17 protein-coding genes, 4 tRNA genes and 1 riboswitch are annotated in these 19,233 nt (G+C 40.2%); of the genes, 6 read left to right on the forward strand and 15 right to left on the reverse strand.

Going from position 1 to position 19,233, the window contains the following annotated elements; genetic code table 11:
- Positions 1-292 precede the first annotated feature (292 nt).
- Genes hemG through O3746_RS05820 form a run of 3 tightly spaced genes read right to left on the reverse strand, consistent with a single transcriptional unit; the run spans position 293 to position 2,884 of the window.
- Positions 293-799, reverse strand: coding sequence for a menaquinone-dependent protoporphyrinogen IX dehydrogenase (hemG, locus tag O3746_RS05810; RefSeq protein ID WP_295674542.1), 507 nt, complete (start codon positions 797-799; stop codon positions 293-295).
- Positions 799-2,262, reverse strand: a complete 1,464-nt coding sequence (locus O3746_RS05815) for a TrkH family potassium uptake protein (protein WP_295674543.1) — start codon at positions 2,260-2,262, stop codon at positions 799-801. The genes hemG and O3746_RS05815 overlap by 1 nt, the downstream gene beginning before the upstream one ends.
- Before the next feature lie 10 nt (positions 2,263-2,272).
- On the reverse strand, positions 2,273-2,884 hold the full coding sequence (locus O3746_RS05820; protein ID WP_197542520.1) for a YigZ family protein: 612 nt from the start codon (positions 2,882-2,884) through the stop codon (positions 2,273-2,275).
- Positions 2,885-3,000: 116 nt separating this feature from the next.
- On the opposite strand from O3746_RS05820, the gene tusA reads away from it, so the two are divergent.
- Complete coding sequence (gene tusA / locus O3746_RS05825; RefSeq protein WP_005697464.1) at positions 3,001-3,240, forward strand: sulfurtransferase TusA; 240 nt, start codon at positions 3,001-3,003, stop codon at positions 3,238-3,240.
- Positions 3,241-3,269: 29 nt separating this feature from the next.
- On the opposite strand, the gene O3746_RS05830 is transcribed toward tusA, so the two are convergent.
- Genes O3746_RS05830 through selA form a run of 3 tightly spaced genes read right to left on the reverse strand, consistent with a single transcriptional unit; the run spans position 3,270 to position 7,418 of the window.
- Positions 3,270-4,172: an RsiV family protein gene (locus O3746_RS05830; protein WP_295674546.1), complete on the reverse strand. Its 903-nt coding sequence runs from the start codon at positions 4,170-4,172 to the stop codon at positions 3,270-3,272.
- A gap of 7 nt (positions 4,173-4,179) precedes the next feature.
- The gene (gene selB / locus O3746_RS05835; protein ID WP_371448086.1) at positions 4,180-6,039 is read right to left on the reverse strand and encodes a selenocysteine-specific translation elongation factor; all 1,860 of its coding nucleotides are present in this window, start codon (positions 6,037-6,039) and stop codon (positions 4,180-4,182) included.
- Positions 6,036-7,418, reverse strand: a complete 1,383-nt coding sequence (selA, locus tag O3746_RS05840) for an L-seryl-tRNA(Sec) selenium transferase (RefSeq protein ID WP_371448088.1) — start codon at positions 7,416-7,418, stop codon at positions 6,036-6,038. The genes selB and selA overlap by 4 nt, the downstream gene beginning before the upstream one ends.
- A gap of 72 nt (positions 7,419-7,490) precedes the next feature.
- Here selA and O3746_RS05845 point away from each other — a divergent pair.
- A tRNA-Sec gene (locus O3746_RS05845) sits at positions 7,491-7,585 on the forward strand.
- A gap of 149 nt (positions 7,586-7,734) precedes the next feature.
- Here O3746_RS05845 and tuf read toward each other — a convergent pair.
- From tuf to O3746_RS05870, 5 genes are all read right to left on the reverse strand, one after another.
- Positions 7,735-8,919, reverse strand: a complete 1,185-nt coding sequence (gene tuf / locus O3746_RS05850) for an elongation factor Tu (protein ID WP_005635637.1) — start codon at positions 8,917-8,919, stop codon at positions 7,735-7,737.
- A gap of 65 nt (positions 8,920-8,984) precedes the next feature.
- Entirely contained in the window at positions 8,985-11,087 is a 2,103-nt protein-coding gene (fusA, locus tag O3746_RS05855; RefSeq protein ID WP_014064361.1) for an elongation factor G, read from the reverse strand.
- A gap of 84 nt (positions 11,088-11,171) precedes the next feature.
- On the reverse strand, positions 11,172-11,642 hold the full coding sequence (gene rpsG / locus O3746_RS05860) for a 30S ribosomal protein S7 (protein ID WP_005699184.1): 471 nt from the start codon (positions 11,640-11,642) through the stop codon (positions 11,172-11,174).
- A gap of 146 nt (positions 11,643-11,788) precedes the next feature.
- Positions 11,789-12,163 (reverse strand): 30S ribosomal protein S12, encoded by a 375-nt coding sequence (rpsL, locus tag O3746_RS05865; RefSeq protein ID WP_005543325.1) that lies wholly within the window; start codon positions 12,161-12,163, stop codon positions 11,789-11,791.
- Positions 12,164-12,441: 278 nt separating this feature from the next.
- Positions 12,442-13,323 (reverse strand): hypothetical protein, encoded by an 882-nt coding sequence (locus O3746_RS05870; protein ID WP_197560890.1) that lies wholly within the window; start codon positions 13,321-13,323, stop codon positions 12,442-12,444.
- A gap of 230 nt (positions 13,324-13,553) precedes the next feature.
- On the opposite strand from O3746_RS05870, the gene O3746_RS05875 reads away from it, so the two are divergent.
- Together O3746_RS05875 and dusA are read left to right on the forward strand one after the other, a co-directional pair.
- Positions 13,554-14,939 carry a chloride channel protein gene (locus O3746_RS05875; protein ID WP_197560889.1) on the forward strand — a complete coding sequence of 462 codons (1,386 nt, stop codon included), beginning with the start codon at positions 13,554-13,556 and terminating at the stop codon, positions 14,937-14,939.
- A 3-nt stretch (positions 14,940-14,942) separates the two neighbouring features.
- Positions 14,943-15,929, forward strand: a complete 987-nt coding sequence (gene dusA, locus O3746_RS05880) for a tRNA dihydrouridine(20/20a) synthase DusA (protein ID WP_197560888.1) — start codon at positions 14,943-14,945, stop codon at positions 15,927-15,929.
- Positions 15,930-16,000: 71 nt separating this feature from the next.
- Here the strand turns inward: dusA and ribB are convergent, their stop codons facing one another.
- The gene (gene ribB, locus O3746_RS05885; RefSeq protein ID WP_197560887.1) at positions 16,001-16,648 is read right to left on the reverse strand and encodes a 3,4-dihydroxy-2-butanone-4-phosphate synthase; all 648 of its coding nucleotides are present in this window, start codon (positions 16,646-16,648) and stop codon (positions 16,001-16,003) included.
- A gap of 88 nt (positions 16,649-16,736) precedes the next feature.
- Positions 16,737-16,912, reverse strand: a riboswitch (FMN riboswitch).
- Positions 16,913-17,039: 127 nt separating this feature from the next.
- Between ribB and nadR the strand changes: the two genes are divergently transcribed.
- Both nadR and O3746_RS05895 read left to right on the forward strand, forming a co-directional pair.
- The gene (nadR, locus tag O3746_RS05890; protein ID WP_197560886.1) at positions 17,040-18,149 is read left to right on the forward strand and encodes a multifunctional transcriptional regulator/nicotinamide-nucleotide adenylyltransferase/ribosylnicotinamide kinase NadR; all 1,110 of its coding nucleotides are present in this window, start codon (positions 17,040-17,042) and stop codon (positions 18,147-18,149) included.
- A 1-nt stretch (position 18,150) separates the two neighbouring features.
- Positions 18,151-18,831 (forward strand): metallophosphoesterase, encoded by a 681-nt coding sequence (locus O3746_RS05895; RefSeq protein WP_197560885.1) that lies wholly within the window; start codon positions 18,151-18,153, stop codon positions 18,829-18,831.
- 53 nt (positions 18,832-18,884) lie between these two features.
- Here O3746_RS05895 and O3746_RS05900 read toward each other — a convergent pair.
- The 3 genes from O3746_RS05900 to O3746_RS05910 all read right to left on the reverse strand — a co-directional run bounded on the left by O3746_RS05900 (position 18,885) and on the right by O3746_RS05910 (position 19,209).
- Positions 18,885-18,961 (reverse strand) — tRNA-Arg (locus O3746_RS05900).
- A gap of 53 nt (positions 18,962-19,014) precedes the next feature.
- Positions 19,015-19,091, reverse strand: a tRNA-Arg gene (locus O3746_RS05905).
- Between the two features lie 24 nt (positions 19,092-19,115).
- Positions 19,116-19,209: transfer RNA gene (locus O3746_RS05910), tRNA-Ser, on the reverse strand.
- Positions 19,210-19,233 lie beyond the last annotated feature (24 nt).

Below are 19,233 nucleotides of genomic sequence, written 5' to 3' on the forward strand. Positions count from 1 at the left end.
TATTATGAATTTCTAGTTAGCACCTATTAAGACTTCAAAATTAAAAAATATTTTTAAAACAAGTCAATCAACAAGTGCCCACACAGATTGTCTGATATATTGTTAAAGAGCAAAAAAGAACGACGCACTGGTTTTTCTTAAGATTCACAACAGCGCGTCGTTGTGTGGGGCGTATTATAGGCATTTCAGATGCCTTTGCAAGATCTTTTTGTAAAAAAATGTAAATTTTTTATTAGTTGAAGATCTTTTAATCAAATCGTCTAAAAAAACACTATTTTTATGGTGTTTTATTCTACGAATTCAGACTTTCTGCAAATGCCTTTACTTTTCCCCAATCGGTATATTCAATTTCTTTGGTCGAATCTGTTTCACCACCTGTAATTTTCATAATTAATTGGATCATGACACGATCAATCCATTTATAACGAGGATATAGCAACGCACCTGCAAACACGCCTACTTTTGCCGGAGTCCATTTTATGCGTTGAAGGAACTTACGAACATAAACATTTCCCTCTGGCGTATCTTTTCCTTCTTTTCTCGCGGTTAAACCTACACCAAAAAAGACCGCACTTTTTGCATTCAACAATTCGTGATGGCGTTCTACAAAACGATATACCTGTTTATTAAAGTGACCATAACGAACAGATGCCCCAATAATCACATGATCAAAAACTTGAAGATCCTGTTCCTCCATTAACGGTGAAACCACCACTTCTCCTTCAAGATACTGAGCCATAAATTCAGCAATCTTTTTAGTTTGTCCATCACGGCTTGAATATAAAATTAATGTTTTCATTATGCCTTCCAAAACGCTGGTGTGAAGAGCGCCAATAATGTGAAAATTTCTAAACGACCGCATACCATCGCAATGGTGAGTATCCATTTAGCACTATCTGGCATCGCCGTCATATTACTGCTTACTGAACCTAATCCTGGTCCAAGGTTATTAATACTTGCCAACACTGCATTAAATGCATCAAAAGGTTCGACACCACAGGCAATCACACTTAATAAACAAATAGTGAATACCAATAGATACGCAGAGAAAAAGGCCCAAATACTTCCAATCACACGTTCATCAAGGACATTTTGACCCCATTTAATTGGATACACTAAATTTGGGTGTACAAATCGTTTCAGTTCTCTTGCACCTTGAAGATATAGCACTAAAATCCGCGCAACACGCAAACCGCCACCGACTGAGCCTGCACAGCCCCCAATAAAAGAAGCAATAATTAATAGCATCGGCACAAAAGAAGGCCACTCAGCAAAATTCGATGTGGAGTAGCCTGTTGTGGTTGAAATCGATACAGCTTGGAATACGACTTGCTCAAAATCTTGCCATGAGGAATCAAAATATTGATGGCTTATCATCACCAATGTACAAACCACGATAAGCAAAATTTGAATACTCATAAAGAAGCGGAATTCTGGATCTTTTGTATAAATCTTCAAAATATTTTCTCGTCCTAAGGTCGAAAATGCTCTGAAGTGCAATGCGAAGTTACAAGCCGAAATCCACAGGAAAATGACGGTGATAAAATTAATCGCCGAACTATTAAAATAGCCGATACTGGCATCATGAGTAGAAAAACCACCAATAGATACTGTTGAAAAACTATGCGTAATCGCATCGAACGGTGTCATGCCCGCTAGCCAATAAGCCAAAGCACAAGACATGGTTAGAAAGAAATAAACAAACCACAGTGCTTTTGCCGTTTCTGCTATCCGAGGTTGAATTTTCTGATCTTTCATTGGACCTGACATTTCTGCACGGTATAACTGCATTCCGCCAATACCTAATAAAGGAATAATCGCAATCGCAAGTACGATGATCCCCATCCCGCCTAACCATTGTAGGAATTGACGATAAAACAGAATGGCTTTCGGTAAATTATCTAATCCTGTCATGACGGTGGCACCCGTGGTTGTTAGCCCGGAAAACGCCTCAAACACGGCGGAAGCCACTGTTAAATGAGGTGAATCAAATAATAGCAATGGCAAGGTTGCTAAACCGCCCAAAACGAACCAAAATGCCACCACAATTAAGAAACCATCACGAGATCGCAATTCTTGTTTGTGGTGATGACAAGGCCACCAAAGCAACATGCCCACGGTTAAGCTCAATGCAAAAGCTTGCATAAAGGCTTTACCGCCGCCATCGCCATAAATAAGCGCCACAAAGGCTGGAATCAGCATCGTGCCGGAAAAGCACATAATTAAAATGCCGATAATCCGAATAATGGATAAAATATGCACAATATCTCGCTTAATTCATTTCTTCTAATTTCAACGTTCCTGCCGAACGCTCAATTAATGCTTGTTCAAAAGGTTTAATTTGATCTTCACTAATGCCTAACTGCAATGTAATCTGCACTTGAAAATCTTGCTGATAAATTTCAATTTGATGTTGTTCGCATAAAATTTGGATCCAATTTAATTGTGCATAATCACAATGAACTTGGAATAACTGACGTTCTACTTTTCGTTCAGTTTCTAATAATTTTAAAGCTTGCTGAACACCATTTCCATAAGCACGAACTAAACCGCCAGTGCCTAATAAAATGCCGCCATAATAACGAACAACAACGGCACTGATTTCACCAACTTGGCTACCTTGCAAAGCCGATAGCATCGGTTTCCCTGCCGTGCCAGCTGGTTCACCGTCATCGGAAAAGCCTAATTGTTGAGAATCCGTTGGCTTGCCTGCCACTGTTGCCCAACAATGATGGCGGGCATTAGGGTGCTGCGCTTTAATTTCTGCCCAAAAAGCTTTGGCTTGTTCAAGTCCTTCCGTATGTTGCAAATACGTGATAAATCGACTTTTCTTAATTTCTTCTTCAAAAACGACCGCACTTTTGGGGATAAGGTATTCAGCCATGGAATCATTATTCAAGTAAATTTGTTGCGTAGTTTATCATTGATAGCGGATTTATCGAAATTTCCCCATAATTATTGTATGATGTAGCTCAATTTCAATAAAATTAATAAAAAACCATGACTGAAATTACTGTCGATAAAACCCTTGATACCGTTGGTTTACGTTGTCCTGAACCTGTGATGCTCGTGAGAAAAAACATTCGCCACATGAATGAAGGTGAAGTATTGCTTATTTTAGCGGACGATCCTGCCACGACTCGCGATATTCCCAGCTTCTGCCAATTTATGGAACATACCCTTTTAGCGAGTGAAACCCAAGACACACCTTTCAAATACTGGGTGAAAAAAGGTCAATAAAAATGCGGTCAATACTGACCGCACTTTTGTTATTCTGCCGTATTACTCGAAACAGGGTAATACTGTTTCTGAAGAAATTCAGGCTTCAATAACGCAGAGGCATTCCACCACTCAATCACCAGCTCCTGTGGTCCTTCTGCATAAGACGCAATTTCATACACGTTATATACAAAATGAATTCCATCATGATCTAAATAGAAATTATCGGTCACCTCAAAAGCATCTTTTGATGTAAATGCTTCCTCATCTTTTACCTCGCCATATCGAGTGTAACGTTCCCAAAACAACTCTTTTAATTTAGCTTGCTGGTTTGGTTTAAAAACATCATCAAATGAAAGTAGTTTTTTCGTTTCTAAATCAACATTAAGATAATGGTAGCCACCAACTCCATGAGCGCCACCACTGTAGCTGTAATAATTTATTAAAAATACAGCAAGCTTACCTCTTTGGTGACTAAATGCTAAATCTAAGGTTTCATCAATCCCCATTATTGGAGATTCCAACATTTCTTTTTTAGCTTCATCATATGCTTTTTGGTAATCCTCAATAAGCTGCTCGCGGCTTCTTGGTTTACCATCAGCATTTTTTGAAATTTGCGCTAAAAGTAGTGTATCTAACCACTCAATATTCGTTTTTAGTGTAGAAATACTGTAATGAAGTTTACCTTCAGTAGGGACATATTCATCTTCTTTGGCCGATTTAGGGTATTTGATGGTTTCCTCTTTATCAAAAATCACATCATCTTGAGCAATAATTGCCGGAATAACCTTCTCAGCCTTCTCTTTTTCAGCTTTTAATTGCGTATTTTCTGCCGTCAGTTGCGCAATTGTCTGTGTTTGTTGCTCAATCGTTGCTTTCGCTTCTTTATCTTCGCAACCTGTTACCGTAAAAAGTGCGGTTAAAATTAAGGCTGAAATGAATGTCTTTTTCATGTATTACCTATAAATCAAATGTGTCTTTATCACGTAGAATATGATCATTGCCTTTGCGGCGTAAAAAGCCGGTACGATCAAAATATTCCATCAGTTGCACTGTCAGTTTTCGACCAAAATTAAGCTTATCACGTAATTCATTTACGGCAACTTTACCTTCTTCGCCTGCCATTTCCTTAATTAAGCGAGCATAAGCATAAATGCTCTCTGTCAGGAAAAAACGATCTTTTACGATTGGCGTGAGATAGCCTAACTTACCCGCTTTATACATAAAATTACGCATTACACTTTCATCTTGCGCCAATGCCGTTGCCATATCACGCACCCAAATGGCTTGTCCATGCGCCTTTTCAAATTCTGCTAACACCGCTTTCCATAATGTTTGCTCTTCAGCTGAAAATTGGATTTTGTGTGAAGGCAAATGTAACCAACCACGAGTTTGCTGCAATTGGCCTTCATCAAGCATTTCTTCAATAAAATGATAAATCAGATTTTCTGGTTGGTTTAAAGTCGCAATACGGTATAAACGGGCTTTACTCAAACCAAGCTGATCATTATGTTGCTCATGATAGGTAGCAAGTGCGGTCAAAATTTGCTGCGTTTTTTCACGTTGATAATCACGATTAAAACACCAATTTTGGAAACGAATATCACCGTTTTCAGCCAACGCTTCTGCCAGTTGATTTTCAGTTAGCTGCTCACTCCACATTAGCGCTTGAGCTGAAACCGCCTCTTTTTGTAGGGTTAATCCGATGCGTTGTGTGGCGGTTTGAGCCTGATTAAGTTTAGCCAAGAACGCTAAACGAGCCTCTGTACGCTTATAACGTTTTGGTGAATGAATTTCGAGTACCTTGGCGCCACCAATTAATACTTTTGCATCACCACTACGTAAAATTAATTTATCCCCGAAAGCCAAAAATAATGGTTGTTCTAAAATAACTTCCGCCAAAGTGCGGTCATTTTTCATTGCATTTTTGCTTTCAAGCAAGGTAAGCTTACCTGTTGTGCGACTTGCAGCATGATAAATGTGCACAGGCTGACTATCTTTCAAATTCACTTCAGGCATAATTTCAATGGTAATACGATCAGTTGGATCAAGTGGTTCTGAGGCTAGCAACCAATCGCCACGCTGCATTGGAATACGATCTAAATCAGCGTTTAAATTGAGCGCTAAGCGTTGACCAGCCAAGCCTTTCTCACTCGGTGTATTTTGAGCATGGATATTTTTAACACGAACCTTTTGTCCTGTTGAAAGGAAAAGTTCATCATCAATAGATACTGAGCCTGCAAATGCTGTGCCTGTTACTACTGTCCCAGCCCCTTTCACACTAAAGACACGGTCGATAGCATAACGAAACGGTTTATTTATTTCGGCTAATTCCAGTAAATTGGCTAAATAATCACGTAACGCATCAATTCCTAAGCCTGTTTGTGCCGATGTAATAAAATAATGAGATTCAGCTAAGAATGGATAATCTGTCTGAATTTGTGTTTTTAGTGCCTCGATTTGCTCATTTGTTGCTCGGTCAGCCTTGGTAATCACTACCATGATTTCAGTAAATTGAAGCTGATGCAAAATCGCTAAGTGTTCTTTAGTTTGTGCGGCAATCCCTTCATCGGCTGCAACAATAAGCATGGCATAATGCACACCACCAAGCCCGGCCAACATGTTGGCGAGAAACTTTTCATGGCCAGGTACATCAATAAACCCAAGCACTTTCTCTTTTAAAGGCAAATAGGCATAGCCTAAATCAATGGTCATGCCACGTTTTTTTTCTTCCGGCAAATGGGCGGTATTCGTACCTGTCAGTGCTTTTAAAAGGGCTGTTTTACCATGATCGACGTGCCCTGATGTTACTATGATCATAATTTTTCCACCGTATCTAATAATGCCTTAAAGTCAGCCACGCTACGTAAATCTAACCAAATCTTTCCTTTCTCAACACGAGCGATAATTGGTTGTTCTAACGCTTTGAATATTGTTAAAAGTGCGGTCAATTTTGCCTCTGTTTTTTCAGCTATCGTTACCGCAATAGAAGGAATCGTCGCCATCGGTTGAGAGCCACTCCCAATCTGAGCAAAGCTTTCTTCAATTTCAACGTTGTAATCTTTTAAACGATTTGCTAAACAGGCTTTAAGTTGTTCGGCTTTTTCTTTTAATACATCTATTGACTGGGTGAGCAAATGCAAAGTTGGCAATGTATCAGTAAGTTTTTCAGGTTGGAGATAAAGGCGTAATGTTGCCTCAAGCCCGGCTAAAATCACTTTATCGCAACGCAATACGCGCTTTAATGGGTGAGCTTGTAACTGAGCAATCCACTCTTTTTTACCGACGATAATACCTGCTTGTGTTCCACCCAATAATTTATCGCCGGAGAATGACACTAAGTTTACGCCCTGTCCGACTTTTTCTTGTACCGTTGGCTCATTCGGTAAATGATATTGGCTTAAATCAATCAATGCCCCACTCCCCAGATCCGTAATCACTGGAATATCAAATTCTCGTCCTAGCTCAACCAACTCTTGTTCTGAAACCGAAGCGGTAAATCCACTAATATGATAATTACTGCAATGTACCTTCATTAAGAAAGCGGTGTTTTCGTTGATTGCTTGACGATAATCTTTTAAATGTGTGCGGTTGGTTGTCCCAACCTCAACAAGTTTACAGCTTGCTTGAGCCATAATGTCTGGAATGCGAAATGCTCCGCCAATTTCAATTAATTCCCCGCGAGAAATAATCACTTCTTTATCTTTTGCAAAGGTTGCTAACATCAAGAGTACGGCTGCCGCATTATTATTCACAATACATGCTGCTTCTGCACCTGTGAGTTGTGCAAGTAGTTCACTAATATAATTATCCCGATGACTACGTTTGCCTTCTTCCAAATCATATTCCAGTGCAACATTACCTTTCATCGCATGAAGTGCCGCTTGTTGTGCACTTTCAGCCCATAATGCTCGCCCTAAATTTGTATGTAATACCGTGCCCGTTAAATTATGAACTGATTTAATTTGTACATGATTTTGTTGAGTCAATCGTTCTTGTAAATAATGCAATGTACTTAGGTGATCGGCAAAAAAGTGCGGTAAATTTTGATGCTGTTTAATAAACTCGCGCCCTTCAGACAATAATTGGCGCAATTCACGCACGACAGCTGAATGACCAAATTCAGTTAAAAGCATTTCACCTTCTGGTGTTTTTAAAAATTTATCTACCGAAGGAAGTTGTTGAAAAAGTGCGGTCATTTTTAATTCCTATTTCAAAATGGCGTTGAATTGCGAACTAATTTACGCTAAAGTAACCGCAATTTCAATAACGGAAGGTCGTCATCTCCGGTGAGGTGGCAGGACTTCAAATCCTGTTGGGGACGCCAGCGTTCCCGGGTGGGTTCAACTCCCATGACCTTCCGCCACTCTTTTCTTCCAAAGAATATTTCTCTCTCTCTAACATTCACATGTTTAATTTGAACTTTCATTATAATTTCACTGAATTTTAGGCAAATAAAAAGGCGTATCTTTCGATACGCCTTCTTAATCTAACTTGTTACAGTTAATACATCAATTATTTGATGATTTTCGCAACAACGCCAGCACCTACTGTACGGCCACCTTCACGGATTGCGAAACGTAAACCTTGGTCCATCGCGATTGGGTGGATTAAGCTTACTGTCATTTTGATGTTATCACCAGGCATTACCATTTCCACGCCTTCTGGTAATTCGATTGTACCAGTTACGTCAGTTGTACGGAAATAGAATTGTGGACGGTAACCTTTGAAGAATGGAGTGTGACGACCACCTTCATCTTTTGATAATACGTAAACTTCTGATTCGAAATCAGTGTGTGGAGTGATTGAACCTGGTTTCGCTAATACTTGACCACGTTCGATTTCTTCACGTTTTGTACCACGTAATAATGCACCGATGTTTTCACCTGCACGACCTTCGTCAAGTAATTTACGGAACATTTCAACACCAGTTACTGTTGTTTTCGCTGTTGGTTTGATACCAACGATTTCAACTTCATCACCAGTACGGATGATACCACGCTCAACACGACCTGTTACTACTGTACCACGACCTGAAATTGAGAATACGTCTTCGATTGGAAGAAGGAACGGTTGGTCAATCGCACGCTCTGGTTCAGGAATGTAAGTATCTAAGTGGTTTGCTAACTCAAGAATTTTTTCTTCCCATTCTGCAACGCCGTTTAATGCTTGTAATGCAGAACCACGTACGATTGGTGTATCGTCACCTGGGAAATCATATTGAGAAAGAAGTTCACGAACTTCCATTTCTACTAATTCTAATAACTCTTCGTCATCTACCATGTCGCATTTGTTTAAGAATACGATGATGTAAGGTACACCTACTTGGCGACCTAATAAGATGTGCTCACGAGTTTGTGGCATAGGACCATCTGTTGCTGCTACTACTAAGATAGCACCGTCCATTTGCGCCGCACCGGTAATCATGTTTTTAACATAGTCCGCGTGTCCTGGGCAGTCAACGTGTGCGTAGTGACGAGTTGGAGTATCGTATTCAACGTGTGAGGTGTTGATGGTGATACCACGCGCTTTTTCTTCTGGCGCGTTATCGATTTGGTCGAATGCACGAGCTGCACCACCGTAGTGTTTTGCTAATACGGTTGTGATTGCTGCTGTTAAAGTTGTTTTACCGTGGTCAACGTGGCCGATTGTACCCACGTTTACGTGCGGTTTTGTACGTTCAAATTTTTCTTTAGACATTTGTTTAGTTTCCTAGAAAATGCTCTATAAGCCATTCGACTTATAGAGCGGATTGTTACAAAAAATTATTTTTTACGCGCTTCAATTACTGCAGCAGCAACACTTGTTGGCGCTTCAGCATATTTTAACGGTTCCATTGAGTATGATGCACGACCTTGAGTTTGTGAACGTAAGTCTGTTGCATAACCGAACATTTCAGAAAGTGGAACTTCTGCATCAATTTTAACAACGAATTCGTTCGCTTCTTGACCGTTAACCATAGCACGACGACGGCTTAAGTCACCGATTACATCACCCACATATTCAGGTGGAGTTTCTACTTCAACTTTCATGATTGGCTCAAGTAGAACTGGGTTTGCTTTAGCGAACGCTGCTTTAAATGCTAGAGAAGCCGCTAATTTAAACGCTAATTCTGATGAGTCAACATCATGGTATGAACCGAAGTGTAAACGTACACCAATATCTACTACCGGATAACCCGCTAATGGACCAGATTTAAGCTGTTCTTGGATACCTTTATCAACTGCAGGAATGTATTCACCAGGGATTACACCACCTTTGATTTCGTTTACAAATTCGTAACCAGGACCTTCTGGATCTAATGGGTATAAGTCAATTACAACATGACCATATTGACCGCGACCACCAGATTGTTTTGCGTGTTTACCTTCCACATCGTTAACACGAGTGCGGATAGTTTCACGGTAAGATACTTGTGGTTTACCGATATTAGCTTCCACTTTGAACTCACGTTTCATACGGTCAACGATGATGTCTAAGTGTAACTCACCCATACCAGAAATAATGGTTTCGCCAGATTCTTCATCAGTGTGAACACGGAATGAAGGGTCTTCTTGAGCAAGACGACCTAATGCAAGACCCATTTTTTCTTGGTCAGCTTTAGTTTTAGGTTCTACTGCTACAGAGATTACCGGCTCTGGGAATTCCATACGCTCAAGGATGATTGGTGCATCGATAGCACATAATGTATCACCCGTAGTTACATCTTTTAAGCCGATTGCTGCAGCGATATCGCCCGCACGAACTTCTTTGATTTCTTCACGTTTGTTAGCGTGCATCTGTACGATACGACCAAAACGTTCACGTTTTTGACGTACAGAGTTTAATACTGTATCACCAGAGTTAATTACACCTGAGTACACACGGAAGAAGGTTAAGTTACCTACGAATGGGTCAGTTGCAATTTTGAATGCTAATGAAGAGAACGGCTCATCATCGCTTGCGTGACGTTCACCTTCAGTTTCATCTGGGTTGATACCTTTGATTGCTGGAATATCAGTTGGTGCTGGTAAGTATTCAACAACTGCATCAAGCATTGCTTGAACACCTTTGTTTTTGAATGCAGAACCACAAGTTACCAAGATGATTTCGTTTGCTAATACGCGTTGACGAAGACCTGCTTTGATTTCTTCTTCGCTTAACTCTTCACCACCAAGATATTTTTCCATTAATTCTTCAGTTGCTTCAGCTGCTGCATCAACAAGGTTTTGACGCCATTCTTCACACGCTGCTTGCATATCTGCTGGAATATCTTCATAAGTGAAGGTCATACCTTGGTCAGCTTCGTTCCAGTTGATCGCTTTCATTTTGATCAAATCAACAACACCAGTGAAACTTTCTTCTGCACCGATTGGAAGTTGAAGAGGAACAGCATTCGCACCTAAACGAGTTTTAAGTTGTTCAACAACACGTAAGAAGTTAGCACCAGTACGGTCCATTTTGTTTACGAACGCAATACGTGGAACTTGATATTTGTTAGCTTGACGCCATACAGTTTCAGACTGAGGTTGAACACCACCAACCGCACAGTAAACCATTACCGCACCATCAAGAACACGCATAGAACGTTCTACTTCAACAGTAAAGTCTACGTGTCCCGGAGTATCGATAACGTTGATACGGTGTTGTGGGAACTGTTGTGACATACCAGACCAGAATGCGGTAGTTGCTGCAGAGGTAATGGTAATACCACGCTCTTGTTCTTGTTCCATCCAGTCCATTGTTGCTGCACCATCGTGTACTTCACCAATTTTGTGACTTACACCAGTGTAGAATAAGATACGTTCAGTGGTAGTAGTTTTACCAGCATCAATGTGCGCACTAATACCGATATTACGATATCTTTCAATAGGGGTTGTACGAGCCATTATTATAACCTTGTTAAGTTTAATATCTGTTTATATAAGGGTAAGGCTTCATCGAGGATGAAGCCCTTAAATTTTAAAAGCGTATTACCAACGGAAGTGAGCAAATGCTTTATTAGCTTCAGCCATACGGTGAACGTCTTCACGTTTTTTCACAGCTGCACCTTTGTTATCTGATGCATCAGATAATTCATTTGCAAGACGTAAAGCCATTGATTTATCACCGCGTTTACGTGCAGCTTCAACGATCCAACGCATACCTAATGCGTTACGACGAACTGGACGTACTTCAACTGGCACTTGGTAAGTAGAACCACCAACACGACGAGATTTAACCTCAACGGTTGGGCGAACGTTTTCAAGTGCAATTTCAAATGCTTCTAAAGGTTCTTTACCTGTGCGTTCTGCAAGTTTGTCTAACGCACCGTAAACGATGGTTTCAGCAACGGATTTTTTACCGTCTACCATTAATACATTAATAAATTTTGCAAGTAACTCTGAACCGAACTTCGGATCTGGAAGAATCTTGCGTGGTTCAACACTACGACGACGTGGCATTGCGAATTTCTCCGTATATTTAATCTTCAGGATATCCAAAACTCTATAAAAATTAACCGCACTTTAAAGTGAGCTAATGTGATACTGGAGTTTCTGATTTAAATTTTTACTAATTTAGACGTTTGGCCTTACTTAACGGAGTTCCATTAAGCTTTAGGACGTTTAACGCCGTATTTAGAACGACCTTGTTTACGATCTTTAACGCCTGCACAGTCTAATGCGCCGCGTACAGTGTGGTAACGAACACCTGGTAAGTCTTTAACACGACCACCACGGATAAGCACAACACTGTGCTCTTGAAGGTTGTGACCTTCGCCGCCGATGTAAGAAGTTACTTCAAAGCCATTAGTTAAACGAATACGACATACTTTACGTAATGCTGAGTTCGGTTTTTTAGGTGTAGTTGTGTATACACGAGTGCACACACCACGTTTCTGCGGGCAAGCCTCTAATGCAGGAACGTTACTTTTTACAACCTTTTTCACACGCGGTTTGCGTACTAGCTGGTTGATAGTTGCCATTAAAAAAGCTCCAGTTTAAATGTTATTCATAATAGAATGTTTGTTACAAAATCTATCTCTCCATCCAATAGACAGAAGAAATAGACGCTAAATTCTAAAGAGTTCCCTTGGGAATGTCAAGTATCGCATTCTTTGTACTTGACACCCATCCCCTATAACTGACAGTCTAGAAAAAGACTTTCCTTCTTTTCATAAATGATCTTTACTTTTGGTGGTGGCTTATCATTTTCATCAATAACTAGAAAATCTGCCAAATCTATTAATTGGTTACTATTTACTTATTTTTTAGATGCCGCTGAGCTACTAAAGTATTCCCATAGTTTATTCGCATCCGTACTAATTTTTTCAAAACCAACTGGTAGTTCATAAGTTTGAGTTTGTGGATTAAATAAAATTACTACCTTACCTTTCTTGTTACCTATGCTCTTTATATCCCATTCTTCTGACCCACTCTGAGCCTTATCATTAAGCTGATATTTCACAAGCTTATAATTCAATTCAATCGGATAAAATGCCTCTGTTGGCTTTAGGCTTGAATTGATTTTAGGCTCGCATTCAACACCAAGAGGCCCAAAACGCCACTCTTCATAATGACACCCAGCCACCATTTTCATTTTATTATCTACTAGATAAACCCAACTAATATCACCTTTCTCACCGCCACTCCCACCATCACGGCTGTTTAATTGAAAACCCAGTGTATCCTTTCCTAGCTTAACGACCGCTGCCTTACCAAGAAACTCTATATTTTTATTTTTAAATAATGGTTGTTGATCAAAGTTTTCTGAATTTATATATTCCTGATTTTCTAAAACCCATTTATCTAATGACTTTTTGAAAATGTATAAATACAGTTCCTCATTATACCCTGCAGTTCCATAATTCAGTGCAAAATAACGCTTTTCTCCTTCACTGGTTTGAATATCTTTTAAATCATAATCAATAAAAAAACTATCATCTTCCCAAGATTTACTCCATTTATCGTATACAGCTCTCGGATAAACTTTTTTGAGAATATGTTTGCCAAATTCTTCATTACTTAAATTAGTCGAAATTTGATTAAATTGACTACTCGAACTGGTGGAATTTGCTATAGATGCTTGTACTTCAGTACAAGTTAGGAAACAGCTAAACATAGAGATAAATAGTATTTTTTTCATAATAGAATCCTTATAATTATTGATCTAAGTGTAGTGAATTCTGACTTAGCTTAAGAGATCTTCTACAATTATATGATTTTAAAATAATTTATTCCATCCCATCTTTACATTTCATACATTATCTTCAAGATATTTAATTCATTTAGTTTTACCTCTCTTTTCCAAATCAATTGCCTGCCTGAAGCCAGGGTTTTATAATTTCAAGCAGAATTATTTTGTTGGCAATCATTATGTTACGTTCATTCATTTTTCATTTACGTTATTTCTATCACAAAAAACTTCGACAAACGCATCGTATCTCTCATAAAACACTCGAATTCGTATGTTTACTGATTGGTGCGACATTTGTTGCCCTTTTTTCCTTTGGATTTGCCAAGCTAGCCGATATCGGACTTGAATTTAATGCCTATTGGTCTGCCAAATACCCTCTCGCTGTTTGGATTGTTTTACCGCTTGGTCTTGCTTTTCTCACCTGGTTTACCGCTAAATACACGCCTTATGTTGGTGGTAGCGGTATTCCACAAGTGATTGCCTCCATTAATCTTCCTTACAATGGCTATAAAACGAAACTGGTTAAATTTCGCCAAACCATTTGGAAAATTCCGCTTACTTTTTTTGCAATGGTTATCGGTGCGTCTGTTGGGCGTGAAGGTCCTTCTGTTCAAGTCGGTGCTGCTGTTATGCTGAGTTGGGGAAATTTCTGTCGTAAATATAACTTTGCTTTCCGTGGATTAAGTACGAATGAACTCGTCGCAACCGGTGCGGCAGGTGGTCTTGCTGCCGCATTTAATGCCCCTTTGGCTGGGGTGATTTTTGCCATTGAAGAATTGGGTCGAGGCGTGATGTTACGCTGGGAACGCCGCGTATTACTTGGGGTATTAGCAGCGGGTTTTATTTTGGTAGCGATTCAAGGCAATAGCCCTTACTTTCCAGCCTATAAAGGCGCGACCACTATTCCTTATTTATATCTTTGGCTTGCCATTTGTGGTGTCGTCTGTGGTGTACTAGGCGGTATATTTGGGCGACTCCTTGCAAAAGGATTAGCAGGACTGTCTCCACTCAAATGGCGTGATTGGATCCGCAAACATCCCATTTACGTTGCCTTATTACTCGGTTTAGTACTTGCCGCGATGGGAACCTACAGCGAAGGGCAAACTTATGGAACAGGTTATAATGTGGTCGCAAGAGCATTGGAAGGACAACTTGTTTCGCCTGAAGTGGGGATACTAAAACTCTTCGCAACAGTTACGACGTATTGGAATGGTATCGCGGGCGGAATCTTTACGCCATCCCTCACTACCGGTGCAGGTATCGGCACCATGTTATGGGAAATCAGCAATGGCATGGTTGATCAACGTTTCCTCGTCATTTTATGTATGGCGGCCTTTTTAGCCGGTGGAACACAATCCCCTGTAACAGCAAGCGTAGTAGTGATGGAAATGACGGGGGCTCAACCTGTGCTGATTTGGCTCTTGATTTCCAGTATCATTGCCTCCATAATTTCGCGCCAATTTAGTCCAAAACCTTTTTACCACTTTGCGGCTGGACGTTTCCGTCAACGAATGCAGGAACAACAAGCAGAAGATCTGCGCCGTAACGAGATTCAAGAGAAATAATATATGTCAGAAAACCAACCGCACTTTTATCGTGGACGCTTTTCCGTTGCGCCAATGTTAGATTGGACGACACGCCATTGCCGCTATTTTCATCGTCAATTTAGTAAAAATGCGTTGCTTTATACCGAAATGGTTACGGCTCCTGCCATTATTCATGCCAAATACGATCATTTAGATTTTGATTTGCAAGAAAACACGGTTGCCCTACAACTCGGCGGAAGCGATCCCGCACAGCTTAAACATTGTGCTAAATTAGCCGAAGAAAGAGGCTATCATGAAATTAATCTGAATGTGGGCTGTCCTTCCGATCGCGTGCAAAATGGCATGTTTGGTGCGTGTTTGATGGCAAAAGCAGATTTAGTAGCTGAATGTATTGCTGAAATGCGAAATGTCGTGAATATTCCTGTCACTGTGAAAACGCGTATTGGCATTGATGATTTGGATAGCTATGAATTTCTCTGCGACTTTATCGAAAAAGTCCATCATGCAGGCTGCCAAGAATTTATTGTTCATGCCCGAAAAGCCTGGCTTTCAGGATTAAGCCCAAAAGAGAATCGAGAAATTCCCCCTTTGGATTATGATCGTGTTTATCAATTGAAGAAAGACTTCCCACAATTAACCATTGCTATTAATGGCGGCATTAAAACCATCGAAGAAATGAAACATCATTTACAATTTGTTGATGGCGTGATGGTTGGGCGTGAGGCCTATCAGAATCCGTCGTTATTGGGCTATGTTGATCAAATGCTTTTTGATGCTAATGCGGATATCGTCACACCAAGACAAGCGGTGGAAGCCATGTTCCCTTATATTGAAAAACAACTGAGCCAAGGCGTTTATTTAAATCATATCGTTCGACATATGCTCGGTGCATTCCAAAACTGCAAAGGGGCAAGACAATGGCGACGCTATCTAAGTGAAAATGCCTTTAAACAAGGCGCGGGCATTGAAGTGGTTGAAACGGCATTAAGCTTTGTGGAAACCCATTAAATCTATAAAATGTAAAGTGCGGTCAGAATTTAACAGATTTTCTGACCGCACTTTTTTTTCTGAGTATTTAATTAGCAATGATGTTTTTGACGATACGCCACTAAATCTTCAATTGTTAACACTACATAACCAAATTTTTTCGCAAATTCGATAATTTCTGGTGCGCGAGCCATAGTGCCATCATCATTCATAATTTCACAAATCACCCCTGCCGGTTTAAAACCACTTAAACGCGCTAAATCAACTGAGGCTTCAGTATGACCGCGACGCGTTAAAACACCACCTTCTGCCGCACGTAATGGGAAAACATGTCCTGGACGGTGAAGATCTGTCGGTTTCGCCTGATCTGCAATTGCCGCTTTGATTGTGGTAACACGATCTTGTGCCGATACACCTGTTGACACACCTTCTGCCGCTTCAATCGTCACAGTAAACGCGGTTTTATTCACGCTATTGTTATGCTCAACCATTGGTGGCAAATCAAGCTGTTTGCATTGTTCATCGGTGATACATAAACACACAATACCGCTGCCATAACGGATAAGTTTTGCCATTTGTTCTGGCGTAATGGTTTCTGCAGGGAAAATTAAATCGCCTTCATTTTCGCGATCTTCATCATCCAATACTAATACGCCATTGCCTTGTTTGAATGCGTTCAATGCGTTAATTACCCGTTCTTCACCGGTCGCACCAAATGCAGATAAAATTGACTGATTCATCGTAATTTCCTTTGTTGTTACGTTAAAATTAACCAGAATCAGGGCTGAGAAATGCAAATAAATAGGACGGAATTGGGAACCCAATCCGTTTTATTCTCTTTCATCCAGACTATACTGTCGGCTTTGGAATTTCACCAAATCTGCTAACCTTAAAAGTACAACGCGAAACAATTTTGTAAAAACTTAATCAAAATTGACCGCACTTTTAAGTGCTCGTGGGCTGTCACCACCGGTAGGGAATTTCACCCTGCCCTGAGAATGCAGGCTGTAGTATAACGCAAAATGTCGCGGTAAAAAATCATTCAATGAAAAATGTTTTTATTTGCACAAAGATTGCATAAAATAGGGCTACACTGTCACTATGCGGTGGCGATTTAGCGAAGGATACATTATGTCGAACAAACACGATAAAAAAATGGGTGTGATTTTTGGAAAATTCTACCCTGTTCACACCGGCCATATTAATATGATTTATGAAGCATTCAGTAAAGTGGATGAGCTTCACGTGATTGTCTGTAGCGATACCGAACGCGATTTAAAGCTGTTTTATGATAGTAAAATGAAGCGTATGCCGACGGTACAAGATCGTCTTCGCTGGATGCAGCAAATCTTTAAATATCAAAAAAATCAAATTTTCATTCATCATTTAGTTGAGGATGGCATTCCAAGTTATCCGAATGGTTGGCAAGCTTGGAGTGAAGCGGTAAAAAATCTCTTTGAAGAAAAACAATTTACCCCGACGATGGTTTTTAGTAGTGAACCACAAGACAAAGCACCATACGAAAAATACTTGGGTCTCGAAGTTTCTTTAGTGGATCCTGACCGATCTTTCTTTAACGTATCTGCAACGAAAATTCGTACTACTCCTTTCCAATATTGGAAATTCATTCCGAAAGAAGTCCGTCCGTTCTTTGCGAAAACCATTGCCATTTTGGGTGGCGAAAGTAGCGGTAAAAGCGTGTTAGTCAGCAAACTAGCTGCCGTATTTAACACCACTTCCGCCTGGGAATATGGTCGTGAATATGTCTTCGAAAAATTAGGTGGCGATGAGCAAGCCATGCAATATTCTGACTATCCACAAATGGCATTAGGTCATCAACGCTATATTGATTATGCGGTGCGTCATGCCCATAAAGTAGCGATTATTGATACCGATTTTATTACCACGCAGGCTTTTTGTATTCAATACGAAGGCAAAGCGCATCCTTTCCTCGATTCCATGATCAAAGAATACCCATTTGATGTAACAATCTTATTGAAAAACAACACAAAATGGGTGGATGATGGCTTACGTAGTCTAGGCAGCCAAAAACAACGTCAACAATTCCAACAGTTATTGAAGAAATTGTTAGATAAATACAAAGTGCCTTACATTGAAATTGAATCGCCAAGTTATTTGGATCGTTATAACCAGGTCAAATCTGTTGTGGAAAAAGTGTTAAATGATGAAGAACTTGAAGGTTTACCACATACTAAACGCATATTAACCACCGAGAAATAAAATGCTTTTATTCGCAGGCGATCCACACGGAAGTTATGAACATCTTTATCCTTTCGTGCAAGAAAATGATAACGTTGCCCTGATTATTTTGGGCGACTTGCAACTTTCTTCGCCTGATGAATTAGATAAACTCGCACAACATTGTGATATTTGGTTTATTCACGGCAACCACGATAGCAAAACCGTCGCCGCATTTGATTCGATTTGGGGCACTCATTGGAAATCGCGTAATTTGCATAATCGTGTTATTGAAATTCAAGGACAACGCATTGCAGGCTTAGGAGGAGTATTCCGTGGGCAAATCTGGATGCCACCCAATAAGCCAATGTATTTTGATCCCATCCACTATTGCCAATATAGTCCACAAGAAAAAATTTGGCGTGGCGGTGTACCATTGCGTCATCGCACGTCTATTTTCCCTTCTGATATCGAAGCCATTGAAAATGAACAAGCCGATATTTTAATTTGCCATGAAGCACCTAAACCCCATCCCATGGGATTTCGTGTGATTAATCAACTCGCAGAAAAATTAGGGGTAAGACACGTTTTCCATGGTCATCACCACGATAATGTCGAGTACAAGACAAATTTCCCTTATAAAATCACGAATGTCGGTTTTAGAAGTGTTACTGATGCACACGGAAATTATTTATTAAAAATGATTGATGATAGAGAAAAATAACTGAGTTAGTTGTTAATTGTTTTTAATAAAAAGAAAAGTTTGAAGAGAGAAGATGGCGCACCCGAAAGGATTCGAACCTTTGACCGCTCGGTTCGTAGCCGAGTACTCTATCCAGCTGAGCTACGGGTGCGTAGTGATGTTTTATTATTCGTAACCATTTTAACTGATAGAGCCGATTTAAAATGGCGCACCCGAGAGGATTCGAACCTCTGACCGCTCGGTTCGTAGCCGAGTACTCTATCCAGCTGAGCTACGGGTGCAGAATAAATAAAACTAACAACAAATGGCGGTGAGAGAGGGATTCGAACCCTCGATGGAGTTTTTGACCCCATACTCCCTTAGCAGGGGAGCGCCTTCAGCCTACTCGGCCATCTCACCACATTCGGTGTGTGGGCGGTATAA

The organism is Haemophilus sp. 27098_8_127, assembly GCF_041433495.1.
Taxonomy (GTDB): domain Bacteria; phylum Pseudomonadota; class Gammaproteobacteria; order Enterobacterales; family Pasteurellaceae; genus Haemophilus_D.